This is a genomic window from Pseudomaricurvus albidus, assembly GCF_018863235.1.
Taxonomy (GTDB): domain Bacteria; phylum Pseudomonadota; class Gammaproteobacteria; order Pseudomonadales; family Cellvibrionaceae; genus Pseudomaricurvus; species Pseudomaricurvus albidus.
Genome location: NZ_JAHKRS010000001.1, coordinates 491,527 through 511,020 on the forward strand (window position 1 = coordinate 491,527; position 19,494 = coordinate 511,020).

The following is a 19,494-nucleotide window of genomic DNA, read 5'->3' on the forward strand; positions in this document are numbered from 1 at the left end:
TCAATACGATGGACTCAGCGCTGATGAAAGAAACCGGAAAGATCAACTACGTCGAATTGCCCGCCCGTGATCTGGAGGCCGCCAAGCGCTTTTTTCGCCAAGCGTTTGGCTGGTCGTTTGTGGATTATGGTCCGCAATACGTGGCGTTCGACAACGCCGGACTGGACGGGGGCTTTTTCCAATCGGATCAGGTGGCCACTACCGACAACGGCAGTGCGCTGGTGGTGCTCTACAGTGATGCCCTGGAAGACACGCTGGAGAAGGTCATCGCCGCGGGCGGCACTATCGTGAAAGACATTTTCTCATTTCCCGGCGGTCGCCGGTTTCACTTCACCGATCCCAACGGCAACGAATACGCGGTGTGGTCCGAGCCGGTAAACTAGACTCAGACCGCACAGGTCTCTGGTCAGGCCTGCAGCTGACTGGTGATATTGTCCAGCTCTTCCGAGGATTCCAGTACCGCTTCCACCGCTTGACGGGCTCGGTCCTTATCCAGGTTCAGTTGCTCGTAGAACGCCTCCGGAATTCCCAGTCGCGGTCCCTGACCGATCCCATGTTGTTGCAACAACCGTTGAGCGATGAATACCAGCCTGGCGTACGCGCCGTGCTCTTCCGTGAAGCCGTCAGTATTGTTCTGATGACGCAGGGCGACCACCACCTCTTCGGGCATACCCCACAACTCCATTAACCAGCTGGCGATCTGATCGCGGGTCACACCGAGAACATGCATCTCAACAAGGTTGGGAGGTATGTGACCATTCACTTCTATGCAGCGACAAATGCGGCTGAACTGGGGCGGGAATACTTCAGCCAATACCAGCCAGCCGAAGTTGTGCAGTAAACCGGACAGGTAAGCCATGCCAAAGCCAGGGCGCTGCTCGCGGGGAATCACACGCACCAGCCCCTCGACCGTCGCGGCGGTGTAGACCGCCTGCTGCCAGTAAGGGGTGGCACCGTGGATCCCATCTTTGGGAATGGACATGGTTTTTCCCAGAGCCAGGCCCAGCGCCAGATTCAACACCATGTCAAAACCCAGTACCCGGACAATCGCATCGTGAATGGAACGAATCTTTCCCGGAGCCGAGTAATAAGGAGAAGAAGCCCAGCTGACCACCTGCGCCGCCAGACTGGGATCGATTTCAACGATGCTTGCCAGGTCGCCAACGTCTGCGTTGGGATCAACCCGCAACTTGATGATGCGCTGTGCGGTTTCGGGCAGCGGTGGCAGCTCCAGGGTTTCCTCCAGTCGCTGCTTGATGCGCTTGGCGGTAAAGCTCTTCACCGCCGCCAGCAACTGCGCCTCATCACTGCCACTGTTTTGCAGTTTGTGCTCCAGCGCTTCCACCGGCACCGTGATATCACCCACCACCGAACCGGAAACCATCAAGGCAAAATCCCGCTGATCAATTTGCAGCAGCTCACTGGCCCCGGAGTCCAGTAACACGGTGGGCTGATCAAGCAATCGCTGATCCACCAGTGTCGGCATACCGGCCAGCTTGGGCAGGGCGGGAATCGAACTCAGCTGGTACTTTTCGTAGAGTCCTTTCAGATCATCGGCGGCGACCGGTTCCAGAGTCCGATCCAGTAACTGATTGGCCCGCTGAATATCGAACAGACCATCGGCACTGGCGATCACCTGCACCCGACCTTCGCTGTCCTGTAACAACAGTGAACGGGCAGCTCCCAGCTGGCGCAAATGCTGCTCATGGGGGAGATCACTGACGCTGTAAACCTTACTTTCATCGGGACGCAACGCCACGGAATAATTGACGTTCTGCTGCTCCAGTAACTGCGACACACTGGTTGGGACGGACAAAATACTCTCCTGATACCTCGGGTGGGGCAGACTAATCAACCCCGTTTGTTCAGTACTCCTGACCTGATGCAAACGACATTCAGGTCTCTTAAAAAGGGGGCCTGTCTACTACTCGCCCCTTTACACACTGGCGTAATTCTCACTGCTGCCCAGCCAGCGGCTGATCAACGCTTCGACCACCTCCGGATGGGTCGACATGATATGGCCTGCAACTTCTTTAATTCGCGGCAATAAAAAACCATCGCGCTGCAGATCCGCCAACCGGAAATTCACTTCACCGGTCTGCCGGGTGCCCAGAACCTCACCGGGGCCGCGCAATTCCAGATCTTTTTCGGCAATCACAAAACCATCGTTGGTCTCGCGCATCACTTTTAACCGCTCCCGACTGTACTGGGATAAGGGCGAGCCGTACAGCAGCACACAGTGACTGGCAGCCGAGCCACGTCCAACCCGACCGCGCAGCTGGTGCAGCTGCGCCAGCCCGAGTCGCTCGGGGTTTTCAATAATCATCAAGCTGGCGTTGGGGACATCCACCCCCACCTCAATCACGGTGGTGGCCACCAGCAGCTGCAACTCGCCAGCCTTAAACAATTCCATCTGTTGTTCTTTATCGGCCGCTTTCAGACGTCCATGAACCAACCCGACACGAATGTCCGCTAATGACTCAGTTAGCGATTGCGCCACCGCCTCGGCCGCCTGTGCTTCCAGCGCTTCAGATTCCTCAATCAGGGTGCACACCCAGTAAGCCTGTCGCCCTTCGAGGCAGGCGGCCCGCACCCGTTCCACCACCTCGTGGCGGCGTTCGTTACTGATGGCCACCGTGGAAACTGGCGTGCGCCCCGGCGGCAACTCATCGATGATGGAGCAATCGAGATCCGCGTAGGCGCTCATGGCCAGAGTTCGGGGAATGGGGGTTGCGGTCATGATCAGCTGATGGGAGCGGCGCTTGTCCCTGGCCTTCTCTCTCAGCGCCAGTCGCTGATGCACACCGAAACGGTGTTGTTCGTCGATGATCGTCAGGCCCAGGTCGGCAAATTCAACGTCATCCTGAAACAGGGCATGGGTGCCGACAATGACCTGGGCCTCGCCACTGACAATCTCCGCCAATTGCTGGCGGCGTTCGGCCACCTTTTGTTTTCCGCTGAGCCAGCCCACGCGAATGCCCAGCGGTTCGAGCCACTGGGTAAAGCTTTTGCGGTGCTGCTCGGCAAGAATCTCCGTGGGCGCCATGATCGCCGCCTGCAAACCATTGCCCACCGCCTGCAGGGCTGCGAGAGCCGCCACCACGGTTTTGCCCGAACCGACATCCCCCTGCACCAGACGCAACATCGGAAAGGGCTGGGACAAGTCCGCAGCAATTTCATCCGCCACCCGCTGCTGGGCTCCGGTAAGCTTAAAGCCCAGTTGCTGTTGGAAACGATCCAGCAAGCGCTGCGGTGTCGGCAGGGGCTGGGCGCCCTCGGCCTGAATCTTTTGCCGCACCCGCAACATGCTCAGGTGATGGGCCAGCAACTCTTCAAACGCCAGTCGCTGCTGGTAGGGATGTGTGCCCAGCAGCAGCTCATCGATGGGCGCGTCTTTGGGCGGGTGATGCAAAAATGCCAGAGCCTCGCTGAGCGGATAGGCTTCCCGCTTCCAGGCGTCGTCGGGGATCAGCTCTTGCAGGGTATGACTGCCCATCAGCTCCAGCGCCTGCTCGGTGAGATTGCGCAGCCGCTGCTGGGTGATGCCTTCAGTGGCGGGGTAGACCGGTGTCAGTCTGGATTCCAGTGGCGGCGGGCTACTGCCATCGAGAAAGTCGTACTCCGGGTGATAGAGCTCCAGACCCGAAGCACCGCGGCGGGCCTCGCCAAAACAGCGCAAACGGGCGCCGGGCACCAGCCGCTTTTTCTGTGCCGCGGTAAAGTGAAAAAACCGCAGGCTGATTACACCTGTGCCGTCCTGCAATCGGCACATCAGGCTGCGGCGGCGACCGAACACCACATCGCTGGCCCTGATCTCACCTTCAATGACGACACTGGCCATAGGCTGCACGCCGCCGATGGGAGTGACCCGGGTGCGATCCATATAGCGCAGTGGCAAATGAAACAGCAAATCCTGAATCGAGTGGATATGAATCTTTGCCAGCTTCTCCGCCAGCTGACCACCCACACCTTTCAGCGCGGTCACGTCCACCTGAGCCAGAGACGGAGCTGTGTTAACAACCGAGGTCACCGTATTAACTCTGTTTTCGGATCATGTTCAGGGCTTCACCTGGCACTGATTGATCGCCTGACGCAGGCGGTCAATGGCCTTGTGACGCGGAAAACTCGCGCGCCAGGCGAGAGCCACCGTGCGCTGAGGCACCGGGTCTGCGAATGGTCGTGTGACCAACACATCCGGCGAATAGTTCGAGCCCGCCGCCGACAGCGGCAGGATGGTGATTCCCAAGCCCGACGCCACCATATGCCGCAGGGTATCCAGCGAGCTACCCTCCGAAGCAAAACGGGTAGAGGCGTGATTTTCCAGACTCGGTTGCAAATTGGGACAGGCTTCCAGCACCTGATCGCGGAAACAGTGGCCCTCGCCCAATAACAGAACTGAGTGACCGTCAAAGTCGGAGGGTACGATTTCTTTCTTGGCCGCCAGGGGATGGTCGTGGCTCATCAGCACCACAAACGGCTCGTCGTAGAGTGTCTGGGTAACCACGTCCGGTTCGGTAAAGGGCAAGGCCACAATAATGGCATCCAGGTCGCCTTTTCGCAGTCGCTGACGCAGTGTGGCCGTGTAGCCTTCTTCCACGTACAGGGGCATATCCGGGGCGATCTTCTGCAATTGGGGGATAAAATGCGGAAACAGGAATGGACCAATGGTAAAAATGGCTCCCACGTTGAGCGGGCTGCTGAGCTGATCCTTACCGGCGGTGGCCATTTCCTTGATCAAGGCGGTTTGTTCCAGAACCCGCTGTGCCTGTGCAATAATCTTCTCGCCAAGAGGCGTCGACTGAACCCGACTTTTGGAGCGCTCGAACAGCGCCACACCGAGTTCATCCTCGAGCTTTTTGACGGCGATACTCAGGGTCGGCTGCGACACAAAGCAGCGTTCCGCCGCACGGCCGAAATGCTGTTCCTGTGCCAGGGTTACGATGTAGCGAAGTTCAGTCAACGTCATTGCAGCCACCTGTTTCAATCCACGAATGGCCTTATTCTGGCATAGAGTTCCTATAGACGAGAACTATTAGTTACATTTGACTTGATAAATTTTCAGGTTGATATTGAGCACCTTCTTTCACAGTAACTCAGGATCCTCATGACCACGTCCTTCATCACACCGCCCCTGAAGACTGTCACCCTGCTGGGCTGTGGCGACATCGGCCAGCGACTGGCTGCACGTCTTCCGGATGACACCGAAGTGGTGGGTATTCGCCGCTCCCCCTGCGAGCATCCGCGCATTGACTACCGGCAAGCGGACCTGAACGATCCGGACAGCCTGCACGCCAGCCTGCCACAAGACTCGGATGTCATCGTCATCACTCTGACCCCCAGTGAATTCAGCGACCAGGGTTATCAACAGGCCTATGTCGATACGGTGAAAAACCTGCTGGCAGCACTGGAATCCCGCACACCGCCGCGACTGATTCTGTTTGTGTCCAGTACCAGTGTTTATGGCCAAACCGACGGCCAGTGGATCGATGAGAACTCGGCCACGGAACCCCGAGGCTATGCCGGCAAACGGCTTCTGGAGGCGGAGCAACTGCTTACTGACAGTGGTTATACCACCTGCGTGGTGCGCTTCTCGGGTATTTACGGCCCCGGGCGCCAACGGCTGATCCAACAGGTGCGCGAGGGCAAGGGCGCGCCAGCCGGCGACGACGGCGCCCTGTACAGCAATCGCATTCATGTGGACGACTGTGCCGGGGTCCTGGCACATCTGATGCGACTGATGCAGCAGCCACAAACAACAGGCCTCCAGCGCCTGTATCTCGCCAGCGACTGTGAACCCTCGGATCTGGGTGACGTCAAACAGTGGCTGGCGCAACAGATGGGCTTTGGCCCGGATCACCTGCAACCGGGGCCGCAAGCACCGAGCCGGGCCAGCAAACGCTGTCGCAACCAGCGACTGCTCGACAGTGGCTACCAGTTTCAATACCCCACCTATCAACAGGGTTACCGGCAGGTGCTGGAGACCATGGGCATCGCTTGACCGAAGGAGATCCGACATCCATGCCTGAATTCCGGCTGATAGATTCGATTCACGAAGTCTCACCCACTGACTGGGATGGTCTCTTCGATCAAGCCTCCAAGGGCCAGAGTGCGCGCTACCCGTTTATCCGGCATGGCTTTCTGGCGGCGCTGGAGGATTCCGGCTGCACCCAAACCGACACCGGCTGGACCCCCAAACACCTGCTGATTCACGACGGCGATCGTCTGATCGGCGCCATGCCCCTCTATCTGAAAGCCCACTCCTATGGCGAGTATGTGTTCGACTGGGCCTGGGCCGATGCCTACCGGCGCAACGGCCTCAATTATTACCCCAAACTGCTCAGCGCGATTCCCTTTACCCCCGCCAGTGGCCCGAGGCTGGCGCTGGCCGATGGCATTGATCCCCAACCCATGTTTGAGACTGTCAGTGAATTCCTGTCTGAAGCCTGCCTGACACACCACTGGAGCGGCTGGCACTGTCTGTTTTATCCGGCGCAGCAGCAACCCCTCTGGAGGCCGCAACAGACACTGGCCAGAGTGGGCTGCCAGTTTCACTGGTTTAACCGAAACTACCGTGATTTCGACGATTTTCTCGACACGTTTAACTCCCGAAAGCGCAAGTCGGTCCGTCGAGAACGGCGCAGTGTGAGCGAGGCCGGGGTCACTCTGACACGGCTGGTGGGCGATCAAATCAACGCCGACGACTGGGACAGGTTTTACTACTTCTACCACACCACCTATCTGAAGCGCAGCGGCAACACTGGCTACCTCAACCGGGAGTTTTTCGAGGCCATCGCCCGCAATCTGGGTGAGCAGATCTTGATGGTCAAGGCCGAGCAAGAGGGAGACACCATCGCCGCGGCCCTGTGCTTTTTCAACGACACTCACCTCTACGGTCGCTACTGGGGCTGTCTGGAAGAGATCCCCGGCCTGCATTTTGAGGCCTGTTACTATCAGGGGATTGAGTTTGCCATTGAGCGAGGCATTCAGGTGTTTGATCCCGGCGCCCAGGGAGAGCACAAGATTCAGCGGGGCTTTGAACCCACACTCACCTATTCACAGCACTGGCTGGCGGATGATCGCTTCCACGCGGCGGTGGCGGATTTTCTGCAGCGTGAAACCCCGGGGGTAGAGGCCTATCGGGAAGATTGTGCGGGGTATTTGCCGTTTAAAAACACCTAGGCTTTCAACGCGACCCATACCTTTTCACCGAGCAGCTTACACCTTCTGAAACACCAGACAGCGGTTGTTGGCGGGCATGGCCACGTCCTCGATGAAACCCAGACCGTGGCTGGCCGCCACTTCGCACACCGCTTCAAAATCCCGGATCGCCCGGTGAGGGGCCTGCGACTTAAGCCACTCATTAAATTGGGCATTGCTGTCACTGGTGAACTGGCCGTTGTAGTTGAACGGGCCATAGATCACCAGCTTGCCACCGGGATTCAGCAATTTGGCCGCCCCTTGCAGCATCATTTTGGCTTCATCCCAGGACATGATATGGGCAGTGTTGGCCGTGAAAACACCGTCAAAAGGACCGAAATCCCACGAACTGGCAGCAACATCCAACACCAGCGGTGGCAGCAGGTTTTCGCCTGGATAATCGGCCATCCACAAGCCGATACCGGCGTGGTTTTCTTCCAGATCGCTGGTTTGCCATTGCAGGTGAGGCAATTGTCCGGCAAAAAACACCGCGTGCTGACCGGTGCCGGTACCGATTTCGAGGATTTTACCCGGCTCGGTAAAGTGCTTTTGCAATACGGCGAGAATCGGGGCTTTGTTGTTTTCACAGGCCTGTGAGAAAGGTCTGGCAGACATAGGGTTGAAAGACATGGAAACCGGGCCTTTGGTTGAAGGTGGCTTTTTGTGTCTTTACGTATTTACGTCACCGACACCCAGGCTCTGGAACCCGCTATGAGCCACTAGCGGTTTTTGGCAATAAACCGTGACAGCGCCTCAAACTTGTCGGGGTCGTTATCCACAAAGCGCACCGTGAATTTGATGATGGAAGTGTCTACTTTATTTTCCCCCGCCGCAATACTGTGCAGATAGCCGTTGAGTCGCGCCACTTCTTCGCCAATTTCAATATCCACCGCCGCCTGCTCAAACAACACCGGCAAACTGTCCTGCCGTTGCATCAGCCCCGCCACAGATTGCAGGCTCATATCGGTGAGTACACAGGGGCAGGTGACTCGGGCAAAACGCAGCTGGGCCTTGGCCCGGGCGGTCTTTTTGGCCGGCGCTTTGGGCGCGGGAGCTTCGACTTTTTTCTCGGCGCCACCGGTGAGAACGTCCACCGAGGCAAAGGCCACCCGATCACCGGAAGCCGCCGATTTAATGGCATCTCGCGGGCTTTTACCGATTTTTACCAGCTGTTTGATGGTTTTTTTGGTCAGCTCGTCAGAGGTGAACGGCTTGGTGATAAAGTCTGATACGCCGGCCTGGATGGCCTGGATAACAAAACTCTTGTCGCCACGACTGGTGACCATAATGAAAGGAGTGTCTTTGTAGGTGTCGTTGGATCTGACCCAGCGCAGCAACTCTTCTCCGCTCATACCGGGCATTTCCCAGTCACTGAGAATCACATCAATGCGCTGTTTTTTCAGCTGGGCAATGGCGCGGTTGCCATCATTGGCATCGAACACTTCTGCTCCGGGAATCCGGTCCCGCAGCTGCTTCTTCACCATATCGCGAATAAAAGAAGCGTCATCCACCACCAAAAACCGAACCGCCATGCCTACACCTGCCTCAAATCACACCGAACACCTTGTCCAGCGCATTGTTTCCGGTTGAGGAAGACGTTTCACACTCGACGTTTACGGAATCTGTCTATCCCGCAACCCAAGTCATCGGCCGATTGCCCCAGGAGTTGAGGTTTACGCCTCCTGTTGGCGCGTAAACACCCATTCTTTGGCCGAAGACATCCCTTCGTTAAAGCTGTAACCCTCATAATCGAAGCCTTTCAGCTGTTCGGCGTCGGTAATGCGGTTGTGAATGGCATAGGCACACATCAGGCCGCGGGCTTTTTTGGCGTAAAAACTGATGATCTTGTATTTGTCGCCTTTCCAGTCTTTAAACACCGGCGTGATGATCTCGGCATTCAGAGCCTTGGGTTTGACCGACTTGAAGTACTCGTTGGACGCCAGATTGACCAGCACATCCGTTTTCAGGGTTTTCAGCTGCTGGTTGAGACCTTCCGTGATGGTTTCGCCCCAGAAGTCATAGAGGTTTTTACCCCGCTGATTTTCAAACTTGGTGCCCATCTCCAGACGATAGGGCTGCATCAGATCCAGGGGTCGCAACAGACCGTAGAGACCGGAGAGAATACGCAGGTGCTTCTGGGCAAATTTGAAATCGTCCGCCTTGAAGCTCTCAGCATCCAGACCGGTGTAGACATCGCCATTGAACGCCAGCACTGCCTGTTTGGCGTTGTCTGCTGTAAACGGCTGTGACCACTGCTGAAAACGGTCGTAATTGAGCACGCCCAGCTTATCGCTGATGTGCATCAACTTGGACACATCCTGCGGCGCCAGGGCTTTCAGCTCATCAATCAGCAGCTGTGACTCTTGCAGATAGTCCGGCTGGGTACTCTGCTTGGTCTTGGCAGGGGTCTCGTAGTCCAGATTCTTCGCGGGGGATATCACCAGTAACATGTTCGGTTCTCTGCTGTTGTTCAATTTTCTTCTGTAGTTCAGTTCTTTGCGTGTTCAGCTTTCGTCGATATTGAAAGCGATAATGCTTATTCAGGCTTTAAAATATCCTGCCACCAGTTCAGCGGTGTGACGCCGTCGTCGGGATCGTAGACGTTGCCGTACATCCAGGCCACATCGTCGCTGGCGACACCGTTGAGGATGTTTTCAATTTGCTGAAAGCCACAACTGACGTGGATGCTGTACACCAGCATGCGCGGTGTTTCGATGTCCAGTTCGCCACCGAGCTTTTCCAGTGGCGGTGTGAGCTCATCCACCAGCTCGCTGCTGTCATCGCGGCAGAACACACGAATTGACAAGTTGCCGCTGCGCTCGATCAGGGAAAAGTCCTGTGTGCCCTGTTCAAGCTTGATCAAATCGCCACTGGCGATGCCTTTGACAAACGCAGGTGATTTAACCAGTTGGCAACTGTTATCTTCGTGAACAATCACTTGCAGTCTCTCTGCCACGGGATTGCCATCTGCCCCAATACCGGCAAACAGCTCAATCACTTGCAACGCATTCGTCATAGTCGTATTCAGTCTCAGTTAATATAATGTCGGATATATAAGACAGGCATTATACGTGAATAACACCAATAAGGAGATTGCTATGGGCTATCGCGCTTATATCGCCAGCACATTACTGGCTTTACTGATGATCACCGGTTGTACCACCAACCCGGTAACCGGCGCGTCGGAGCTCTCTCTGATCTCTCCCACACAGGAACTCAGCATTGGCGCCCAGCAGTACGCGCCTTCCCAGCAATCGCAGGGCGGTCAGTACACGCTCGACCCGGAACTGACGCTCTATGTCAGTGAGGTGGGCAAGAAACTGGCCGCGGTCAGTGGCCGACCCGATTTGCCTTACGAATTCGTCGTGCTCAATAACGACGTTCCCAATGCCTGGGCGCTGCCCGGTGGCAAGATCGCCATCAACCGCGGGCTGATCAGCAAACTGGAAGATGAAGCACAGCTGGCCGCGGTGCTGGCACACGAGATTGTTCACGCTGCCGCCGGTCACAGCGCGCAGCAGATGACTCAGGGGATGCTGCTGGGTATGGGCGGACAAATTGCCGGTATCATCGGCAGTCAGGCGGGCTACGGTGAATTGATCGGTATGGGCTCACAACTGGGCAGCGCCCTGATTCAGTCCCGCTACGGCCGCGACAAAGAACTGGAAGCCGATCACTACGGCATGAAGTATATGGCCCGTGTAGGCTATGAGCCGGAAGCCGCGGTTGAGCTGCAGGAAACCTTTGTGAAGTTGTCTGAAGGTCGCAACAGCAACTGGCTGGAAGGACTGTTCGCCAGTCACCCGCCATCGGCCGAGCGGGTTATTGCCAACCGCAATTACGCCGCCAAACTCACTCCCGGCGTGCGCAACAAGCAGGCGTTCCAGAGAGCGGTGCGTCAGGTCAAAAAAGATCAGGCGGCCTACGACGCCAATCAACAAGCACTAAAAGCGGCCGGTAATGGCAATCTGGATGAAGCTCTGTCGCTGGTCAACAAAGCCATTCGGGCACAACCCAAAGAAACGCTGTTTTATGCCACCAAGGGTCAGTTTCAACTGAAACAAAAGGACTTCAAAGGTGCACTCAACAGTTTTAATCAGGCGCACAAGCTCTATCCCGAATATTTTTTACCGCTGTTGGGCAGCGGCATTGCCGCCCAGCAAATGAAATCCTATGCCCGTGCCGAACAGGATCTGGTGGAGAGCAGCAACCTGCTGCCCACTCAGATTGCCGCCTTCCATCTGGGAGAAGTCACTCTGGCACAGGATAAAAAATCGGAGGCCATTCGATATTTTCAGCAGGCCGCACAGGGCGGCGGCGAGATCGGGCAGGCATCCCAGGCGTACTTGCAGAAGCTGACCACCAACAGTCAGCAAGGCAGTAACTGAGGTTGCTGGACGATCGAAAGATTCAACAGAGCAACACAAAAAAAGAGCCACGCTTTGCAGCAGTGGCTCTTTTTTTAAGTGGCAAATACTCGCCGATGAAAACATCCGGTCAAGATTAATCGCTTTCGTTGACCTGACGTTCCATTTCCTTAACGCTGATATGGCGAACATCCAGACCTTTCACCAGATAGATCACATGCTCGGCGATATTGGCGGCGTGATCACCGATACGCTCCAGCGCGCGCAGTGACCAGATGATGTTCAGTACCCGCGAAATCGAACGGGGATCTTCCATCATATAAGTGGCCAGCTCACGCATGGCCGACTTGTATTCCTGATCAACTTTTTTGTCTTCGTGAGCCACTTTCACAGCCAGATCCACATCAAAGCGGGCAAACGAATCCAGAGCCATGATCACCATTTGATGCACCAGAGACCCGATATGACGCAGCTCTACGTAACCTCGCGGTGCTTCACCATGCTCGTTCAAATGGATCGCCATTTTCGCCACTTTTTGCGCTTCATCACCCATGCGCTCAAGGTCGCGATTGATTTTTGCCACCGCCAACACCATACGCAAATCCGACGCCGCCGGTTGTCGGCGGGCCAGTACCATGGTGCAGTTTTCATCCAGGGTAACTTCGCGGTTATCGACTTCATCTTCGACAACCAGAACTTTTTCGGCCAGATCGGAATCGGCCGAGGTAATGGCGGTTACAGCGTCGATGATTTGCTGTTCCACCAGACCGCCCATTTCCAGCAACTGGGTTTTCAGCTCTTCCAGATCGGCGTTGAACTGCCGCGAGATATGCTGATCGAGATTTAAATTATCCATGCTTCACTCCAAGCTCTAATCTGTGGAACAACTTAACCAAAGCGACCGGTAATGTAAGCTTCTGTCAACTTGTGATCCGGATTGGTGAACACTTTTTCCGTATCATTCACTTCCACCAGTTTGCCCAGGTGAAAGTAAGCGGTGCGGTTAGATACCCGGGCAGCCTGTTGCATGGAGTGAGTCACAATGGCGATGGTGAAATTTTCGCTCAACTCGGCAATCAGCTCTTCAATTTTGGCGGTGGCAATCGGATCCAGTGCAGAGCAGGGCTCATCCATCAAAATCACTTCGGGACTTACCGCAATGGTGCGGGCAATGCACAGACGCTGTTGCTGACCACCGGACAAACCGGTGCCCGGGGAATGCAAACGATCTTTGACTTCTTTCCACAAACCGGCTTTCTGTAAGCTGGTTTCTACAATTTCATCCAGATCGGAACGACGGTTGGCCAATCCGTGAATGCGGGGACCATAGGCGACGTTATCGTAAATGGATTTGGGGAAAGGGTTGGGCTTCTGGAAAACCATTCCCACGCGCGCGCGCAGTTCAACCACATCCAGTTTGGGATCATAAAGATCCTGGTCTTCCAGATGCAGGCTGCCTTTGACGCGACAAATATCGATGGTGTCGTTCATGCGATTGAGACAGCGCAGGAACGTGGACTTACCACAACCCGACGGTCCAATCATCGACAGGACTTCGTTTTTGCCAATATCGAGACTGATGCCGTGAATGGCCTGCTCGTCACCGTAAAACACTTCCACATCACGCAACTTCATTTTTGGATCATCCACAAAGGGATTACCCACAGGTTTGGCGGGCACGGGGGTATCCTGATCGACGCCTTCTTTCACGTTGATGGCTTTCCCTGCAGCAGGCTCACTGCTGCTGGCCGGTATCTTGTCCAGTGGCTGGGCGATATCCATAGAATTATCCTCGTTAACGGTTATTACCAACGCCGCTCAAGGCGTTTGCGCAGCAGCACTGCAATGGTGTTCATAGTAATCAGGAAGGCCAGCAGTACCATAATGGCGGCGGAGGTCAGCGCCACAAAGGCCTGCTCCGGGCTGCCAGCCCAAAGGAAAATCTGCACCGGCAGGACGGTGGCGGGGTCAACCGGTCCTGCGGGCAATTCAACAATAAAGGCCACCATACCGATCATCAGCAGGGGAGCGGTCTCACCCAATGCCTGAGCCATACCAATAATGGCACCGGTCAGCATACCCGGCAATGCCAGCGGCAGTACGTGGTGCAAGACCACCTGCATATTGGACGCACCCAACCCCATGGCCGCCTGACGAATACTCGGCGGTACCGCCTTGATGGCTGCGCGACTGGAGATGATGATGGTCGGCAAGGTCATCAACGTCAGTACGATACCGCCCACCAGCGGAATCGAGCGCGGCATGCCAAACAGACCGATAAAGATCGACACCCCCAGCAGACCGAAAATAATCGACGGTACTGCGGCCAGGTTGTTGATGTTGACTTCGATAAAGTCGGTAAATTTATTCTTCGGTGCAAACTCTTCCAGATAGATGGCTGCGGCAACACCGATAGGGAAGCTGAGCACCAGCGTGACCATCATGGTGAACAGAGAACCGAGAATGGCACCCAGCATACCCGCCTGTTCCGGCTCGCGGGAATCACCGCGGGTAAACAGTGACTGATTGAAACCGGAAGTCACCAGATCTCGCTCTTCCAGGGTCAGCAACCAGCTTTTCTGCAGGTCGGTAACCCGAACCCCGTCACGCTTTCCGGGGCTGGCTTTGAAAAACAAGTCGGCTGCATCATCCAGTTGCAATGATACCGTGCGGGACTGACCCAACAGGGAGTGATCTGCACGCAGCATGTCGCGCAATTCGAATTCGGCACTGGAACTGATCAGACCATTGAGTTGTTTACGCTCGGATCGATTCTGAACCTCCGGGAACTGCTCACTCATCGCAGCGCGAATAGCCGCAATGTAATTGCCATAGGTCACCTGATCGGCATCATTCACATCGCTGATCTGCAACACATCGGCATCAAAACTCACTTCCAGCGTGACCCGGTGTTCGATAAAGGCGCTGTGACCCTTGCCAATGATGTCCGTAAACAATATCACCAAAGCCAGCAACCCGAGGGTGATGGAGGCAATACCAAACGCCCGAAAGCGCTTTTCTGACCGGTAGCGTTTGGCCAGTGTCTGACGTACTTTTTCGGTGGTCTTGTTCATGCTTTAACTCTCCACTGGCGGCGGTTAACCGCCAGAGTCCAATCAATCGTATTGTTCACGGTATTTTTTAACGATGTGCAGCGCCAGCACGTTCATGGCCAGCGTGGTGATAAACAACATCAGACCCAGGGCAAAGGCAGCCAGGGTTTTCGCACTGTCAAACTCCTGATCACCGGTGAGCAGGGTGACGATCTGCACTGTGATGGTGGTTACCGCCTCCAGAGGATTCACGGTCAGGTTGGCTGCCAGACCGGCTGCCATGACCACAATCATGGTTTCACCGATGGCGCGCGAAGCAGCCAACAGGATCCCCCCCATGATACCGGGCAGAGCCGCGGGCAAGATCACCTGTTTGATGGTTTCCGAATGGGTCGCACCCAATCCCAGAGAGCCATCGCGCAGCGATTGCGGCACAGCGGTAATGACATCGTCAGCCAGGGAGGACACAAACGGAATAATCATCACCCCCATCACCAGACCGGCTGCCAGCGCCGACTCTGAGGACACACTCAGACCAATGCTCTCACCCAGTTCGCGAATAAACGGCGCGACGGTCAACGCAGCGAAAAAGCCGTAAACCACCGTCGGCACACCCGCCAGAACTTCCAGTGCCGGCTTGGCAAACGAGCGCACTTTCGGGTGCGCGTATTCGGCCAGGTAAATGGCTGACATCAAACCCACAGGTACTGCCACCAGCAGGGCAATCAGGGAGATCAACAGAGTACCGACAAACAGCGGCACGGCACCAAAGGCGCCCTGAGCCGCCACCTGATCAGCTCGCAGGGCCGTCTGCGGACTCCACTGCAGACCGAACATAAAGTCCATAAAAGGCACGCGGCCGAAAAAGTGAATCGATTCAAACAGTACCGAGGCAACAATACCCACAGTCGTCAGGATCGCCAGCGTGGCGCAGAGCATAAACATCCACTGCAACACCTTCTCAACCTGCTGACGGGCGCGCATTTCCGGAGAGACTTTCAGCCAGGCCCAGGCGCCACCAAAGATCGCCAGCACGAGCACGACCACGGTCACTGCCATGGCGTTGGTGGCCTGCATCCGACTGAGACGTTCCGCAGCCGCGGCAACTTGAGGATCGACAAAAGAGGGTGGCAGAGCACCACTGGCGACATTCTGAATCTGACTGATCATCAGATTACGCGTTGATTCGTCCGCCGGGGCAATGTCCGCCGGCAGGGTATCCAGCACCATGGAGCGGATGATGGAATCATCAAAAGCCAGCCAGACACCCATCACCAGCAGAGCCGGCAGGGCACACCAGAGCGCCGAGCGCATGGAGAAGTAAAACGGCAGGGAGTGCAAATGACGAATGCCCCCGAGAGGACGTGCCAGGCCGGTAGCGCGGACATGCCCTAAAAAGTACGCGACAGCAATCATCACCGCCAACAGCATCAACAGGTTTCCGGTTTGCATGCAAAACTCCAAAAAAGCATTTTCTCACGTAAGCCCACTTGTGATGGTCGCCGGGCTTGCGACAAAAAACGCAGATTATACCGTTATCGAACCCAGAAGTAGGAAAAGGCCCGGTGGCTACCGCCAGCGGGCCAAATCTTTACCAGAAAGGGCACGAGTTACTTAGTGGAACTCTTTACCTGTCATGGTTTTCATTCCTTTCGCCTGAGCAGCCCACTGGCGACGCTCGTTGTCAGCTGAAGGAATCAGGCCTTTGTCTACCAGATAGCCGCTGGTACCCCAGGCGCGCTCGTTGGTGAACTCGTTAACGTATTCCTTGATACCAGGAACAACACCCACGTGTGCCTTCTTAACGTAGAAGTACATGGAGCGGGACATTGGGTACTCACCGCTGGAAACAGTTTCCATGCCTGGCTCTACACCGGCGATTTTCACCGGCTTAACAATGGCAGTGTTCTCTTCCAGGAAAGAGTAACCGAATACACCCAGAGCATTAGGGTTGGCTTCCAGCTTTTGAACGATCAGGTTGTCGTTTTCACCGGCCTCGATGTAGTGACCGTCTTCACGGATACTGCGACATACGGCTTTGTAGCGAGATTTGTCGCTGCCTTTCAGGGCTTTCAACCAGCTGTAAGTCTTACAACCACCTTCGATGCCCAGCTCGTTGAATGAGTCACGGGTACCGGAAGTCGGAGGAGGACCAACCACTTCGATTTCAACGTCTGGCAGGGCTGGATTCACTTGCTTCCAGGTTTTGTAAGGGTTGGGAACCAACTCTTCTGAACCGTTGGGGTTAGGCACGTCTTTAGCCAGAGCCAGGTACAGATCGCGCAGGCTCAGGTCCATATCGGCGCCTTTCACGGAGTTGGCTACCGCCAGACCGTCATAACCGATTTGAACTTCTACAATGTCCTTAACGCCATTCTTCTTACACAGCTCGAATTCTGAAGATTTCATGCGACGGGAAGCATTGGTCACGTCCGGGTGCTGCAAGCCAACGCCCTGACAGAAGATTTTCATGCCACCACCGGAACCGGTAGATTCAATTTTTGGGGTAGTAAAGCCGCTGCTGCGACCAAAACGCTCAGCCACAACCGTGGCGAATGGGTATACCGTTGAAGAACCAACAATGCTGATATAGTCACGGGCAGCACTGGCAAATTGTGCACTCATAGCGGCTGTAGCGGCTACGGTTGCGATCATAAGTGTCTTTTTCACTATTTTCTCCTAAGGGTCTGAGTTGGGCTTGGAATCGTTAATCGCCCTGATTTTTTCACCGGAGATGATGCTAGATAGTCATGGTGACAATTCTATGAATCTAATATGACACTATTGTTACAACCGTCATTAAATGTACCCTAAAACCCCAGATTTCCACTATTTCGGGCCTGTCCCCCCTTCAGGTATACTCTGGCGTCGCTGTTTTTATAAAAGTACAGCTTATAAACACAATACAATTTATAACTAAAATATTAAATTCCTGGGATTGTTTGGATGCCTTCATCTGCAAGGGCTCACTTAAAGACCGCCGTTTCCACCATAGACCGTTTTGCAATGGCCACCGGCAAGCTGATCGCCTGGCTGGTGCTGGCCATGATGTTGTTAACCTGCTGGATTGTCGTCATGCGCTACGGGTTTTCCATGGGCTCTATTGCCCTGCAGGAATCCCTCACGTATTTGCACTCTACGGTTTTCCTTTTGGCCATCGCCTATACCCTCAAACAGGATGGTCACGTGCGGGTGGATATCTTCTACCGTCGCCTCGGTGTCAACCGTCAGGCCTGGATCAACGCCCTGGGCAGCCTGCTGTTTTTGCTGCCCACCTGCCTGTTTATCCTGTTTGCCAGCTGGGACTTTGTGGTTAATTCCTGGGCGGTCAAAGAGGGATCTCCCAGCTCCGGGGGTATTCCTGCGGTGTTTTTGCTCAAAAGCCTGATTCCTCTGGCGGCCATTCTGATTGCCATTCAGGGACTGGGTGAAGTGCTGCGCAATCTGCTGATTCTGACCTCTGACGCCTCTGACAAGACGGAGGCACACCATGCTGATTGAGTTACTGCCCCTGCTGATGTTTGTGCTGGTCTGCGTCTGTCTGATGCTGGGCTACAACGTGGCTTTCACCCTCGCCGGTACAGCACTGACCTGCGCCGGTCTGGGCATTCTGACCGGGCACTTTGACGCCAACCTGCTGCGCGCCATGCCCGACCGTATCTACGGCACCATGAACAACTACACACTGATTGCCGTTCCCCTGTTTGTGCTGATGGGGGTCATGATGGAGCGCTCACGGCTGGCCGAGGAGCTGCTCAACAATATGTCGCGGCTCTGCGGTCGCCTGCCCGCGGGCATGGGCATTTCTGTGGTGCTGGTGGGCATGTTACTGGCCGCCTGTACGGGTATTGTGGGTGCCACCGTCGTCACCATGGGGCTGATGTCTCTGCCCGCCATGCTCAAACGCGGTTACAGCCCGCAACTGGCCACCGGCACCATCTGTGCCACAGGGACGCTGGGGCAGATCATTCCCCCCTCCATTGCACTGGTGCTGCTGGGCGATGTGCTGTCCAGTGCCTATCAACAGGCACAATTGAAGATGGGTATTTTCAATCCTCAGCCGGTGTCGGTAGGGGATCTGTTCGTCGGCGCCATCGTACCCGGATTCCTGCTGGTCCTGCTGTATATTCTCTATCTGTTATTTGTGTCGATGCGTCGCCCTGACGATGCGCCGAGCGGTCAGGCGGATGACGATGAGGAAGTCTCCACCCGCGAGCTGTTAAGCAGTCTGTTTCCTCCTGTGTTGCTGATTGTGCTGGTATTGGGCTCCATCATCAGCGGTGCGGCCACCCCCACAGAAGCGGCCGGAGTCGGTGCTCTGGGGGCCACCTTGCTGGCCTGGAAAAAGCGACAACTCACTCGTCAGAAGCTGTCCGAAATCGCCCGCTCCACCACAGAAATCACCGCCATGGTGTTTACCATTTTGCTTGGCGCCTCGATATTTTCCCTGGTATTCCGTGGCTTTGGCGGTGAGGAAATGATCACTGACTTTTTCCACGCGCTGCCCGGCGGGGTGGTATCGGCCACTCTGATTGTCATGCTGGTGATTTTTTTGCTGGGCTTTATTCTCGACTTTATCGAGATCACTTTTGTGGTGGTGCCCATCGTTGGTCCGGTACTGCTGGCCATGGGCCTGGACCCGGTTTGGCTGGGCATTATGATTGCCCTTAACCTGCAAACTTCTTTCCTGACTCCGCCGTTTGGCTTTGCGCTGTTTTATTTACGGGGAGTTGCGCCAGACAATGTGCCCACATCGGCCATCTATCGTGGCGTTGTGCCATTTATTGTGCTCCAATTGGCGCTAATGCTGTGCCTTGCCCTTTGGCCACAATTGGTAACCTGGCTGCCAAGCTATATGCATTCATGACTAGATTGAG

At 55.5% G+C, this 19,494-nt stretch carries 18 protein-coding genes; 6 read left to right on the forward strand and 12 right to left on the reverse strand.

All coding sequences use genetic code 11. The annotated features are described in order from the left end of the window. The first annotated feature begins 8 nt into the window (after positions 1-8). On the forward strand, positions 9-383 hold the full coding sequence (locus tag KOI40_RS02215; protein ID WP_304504154.1) for a VOC family protein: 375 nt from the start codon (positions 9-11) through the stop codon (positions 381-383). Positions 384-406: 23 nt separating this feature from the next. Here the strand turns inward: KOI40_RS02215 and KOI40_RS02220 are convergent, their stop codons facing one another. The 3 genes from KOI40_RS02220 to KOI40_RS02230 all read right to left on the reverse strand — a co-directional run bounded on the left by KOI40_RS02220 (position 407) and on the right by KOI40_RS02230 (position 4,966). Then, the gene (locus KOI40_RS02220) at positions 407-1,816 is read right to left on the reverse strand and encodes an aminoacyl-tRNA deacylase and HDOD domain-containing protein (protein WP_216095804.1); all 1,410 of its coding nucleotides are present in this window, start codon (positions 1,814-1,816) and stop codon (positions 407-409) included. A gap of 120 nt (positions 1,817-1,936) precedes the next feature. Continuing rightward, a complete protein-coding gene (gene recG / locus KOI40_RS02225) occupies positions 1,937-4,030 on the reverse strand; it encodes an ATP-dependent DNA helicase RecG (protein WP_216095805.1) in 2,094 nt (697 codons plus the stop codon). A gap of 27 nt (positions 4,031-4,057) precedes the next feature. Further along, positions 4,058-4,966, reverse strand: coding sequence for a hydrogen peroxide-inducible genes activator (locus KOI40_RS02230; RefSeq protein ID WP_216095806.1), 909 nt, complete (start codon positions 4,964-4,966; stop codon positions 4,058-4,060). A 138-nt stretch (positions 4,967-5,104) separates the two neighbouring features. On the opposite strand from KOI40_RS02230, the gene KOI40_RS02235 reads away from it, so the two are divergent. Then, entirely contained in the window at positions 5,105-5,998 is an 894-nt protein-coding gene (locus KOI40_RS02235; protein ID WP_216095807.1) for an SDR family oxidoreductase, read from the forward strand. 20 nt (positions 5,999-6,018) lie between these two features. Next, the gene (locus tag KOI40_RS02240; protein ID WP_216095808.1) at positions 6,019-7,179 is read left to right on the forward strand and encodes a GNAT family N-acetyltransferase; all 1,161 of its coding nucleotides are present in this window, start codon (positions 6,019-6,021) and stop codon (positions 7,177-7,179) included. 36 nt (positions 7,180-7,215) lie between these two features. On the opposite strand, the gene KOI40_RS02245 is transcribed toward KOI40_RS02240, so the two are convergent. The 4 genes from KOI40_RS02245 to KOI40_RS02260 all read right to left on the reverse strand — a co-directional run bounded on the left by KOI40_RS02245 (position 7,216) and on the right by KOI40_RS02260 (position 10,213). Continuing rightward, positions 7,216-7,827, reverse strand: a complete 612-nt coding sequence (locus tag KOI40_RS02245; RefSeq protein ID WP_233709873.1) for a DUF938 domain-containing protein — start codon at positions 7,825-7,827, stop codon at positions 7,216-7,218. Between the two features lie 89 nt (positions 7,828-7,916). Continuing rightward, the gene (locus KOI40_RS02250) at positions 7,917-8,729 is read right to left on the reverse strand and encodes a response regulator (RefSeq protein WP_216095809.1); all 813 of its coding nucleotides are present in this window, start codon (positions 8,727-8,729) and stop codon (positions 7,917-7,919) included. A 141-nt stretch (positions 8,730-8,870) separates the two neighbouring features. Beyond that, positions 8,871-9,647, reverse strand: a complete 777-nt coding sequence (gene yaaA, locus KOI40_RS02255; protein ID WP_216095810.1) for a peroxide stress protein YaaA — start codon at positions 9,645-9,647, stop codon at positions 8,871-8,873. 86 nt (positions 9,648-9,733) lie between these two features. Continuing rightward, positions 9,734-10,213, reverse strand: a complete 480-nt coding sequence (locus KOI40_RS02260) for a DUF4265 domain-containing protein (RefSeq protein WP_216095811.1) — start codon at positions 10,211-10,213, stop codon at positions 9,734-9,736. Between the two features lie 55 nt (positions 10,214-10,268). On the opposite strand from KOI40_RS02260, the gene KOI40_RS02265 reads away from it, so the two are divergent. After that, the gene (locus KOI40_RS02265; protein WP_369413132.1) at positions 10,269-11,585 is read left to right on the forward strand and encodes a M48 family metalloprotease; all 1,317 of its coding nucleotides are present in this window, start codon (positions 10,269-10,271) and stop codon (positions 11,583-11,585) included. A gap of 115 nt (positions 11,586-11,700) precedes the next feature. Here the strand turns inward: KOI40_RS02265 and phoU are convergent, their stop codons facing one another. The 5 genes from phoU to KOI40_RS02290 all read right to left on the reverse strand — a co-directional run bounded on the left by phoU (position 11,701) and on the right by KOI40_RS02290 (position 17,272). Further along, on the reverse strand, positions 11,701-12,420 hold the full coding sequence (phoU, locus tag KOI40_RS02270) for a phosphate signaling complex protein PhoU (RefSeq protein WP_216095812.1): 720 nt from the start codon (positions 12,418-12,420) through the stop codon (positions 11,701-11,703). A gap of 32 nt (positions 12,421-12,452) precedes the next feature. Then, positions 12,453-13,346 carry a phosphate ABC transporter ATP-binding protein PstB gene (gene pstB / locus KOI40_RS02275; protein WP_216095813.1) on the reverse strand — a complete coding sequence of 298 codons (894 nt, stop codon included), beginning with the start codon at positions 13,344-13,346 and terminating at the stop codon, positions 12,453-12,455. Positions 13,347-13,369: 23 nt separating this feature from the next. After that, positions 13,370-14,638, reverse strand: a complete 1,269-nt coding sequence (pstA, locus tag KOI40_RS02280) for a phosphate ABC transporter permease PstA (RefSeq protein ID WP_216095814.1) — start codon at positions 14,636-14,638, stop codon at positions 13,370-13,372. A gap of 42 nt (positions 14,639-14,680) precedes the next feature. Further along, positions 14,681-16,069, reverse strand: coding sequence for a phosphate ABC transporter permease subunit PstC (gene pstC / locus KOI40_RS02285; protein WP_216095815.1), 1,389 nt, complete (start codon positions 16,067-16,069; stop codon positions 14,681-14,683). A gap of 162 nt (positions 16,070-16,231) precedes the next feature. After that, on the reverse strand, positions 16,232-17,272 hold the full coding sequence (locus KOI40_RS02290) for a substrate-binding domain-containing protein (protein WP_304504159.1): 1,041 nt from the start codon (positions 17,270-17,272) through the stop codon (positions 16,232-16,234). 291 nt (positions 17,273-17,563) lie between these two features. On the opposite strand from KOI40_RS02290, the gene KOI40_RS02295 reads away from it, so the two are divergent. Both KOI40_RS02295 and KOI40_RS02300 read left to right on the forward strand, forming a co-directional pair. Next, complete coding sequence (locus KOI40_RS02295) at positions 17,564-18,118, forward strand: TRAP transporter small permease subunit (protein ID WP_216095816.1); 555 nt, start codon at positions 17,564-17,566, stop codon at positions 18,116-18,118. Beyond that, positions 18,111-19,484, forward strand: coding sequence for a TRAP transporter large permease (locus KOI40_RS02300; RefSeq protein ID WP_304504160.1), 1,374 nt, complete (start codon positions 18,111-18,113; stop codon positions 19,482-19,484). Before KOI40_RS02295 ends, KOI40_RS02300 begins: the two co-directional genes overlap by 8 nt. Positions 19,485-19,494 lie beyond the last annotated feature (10 nt).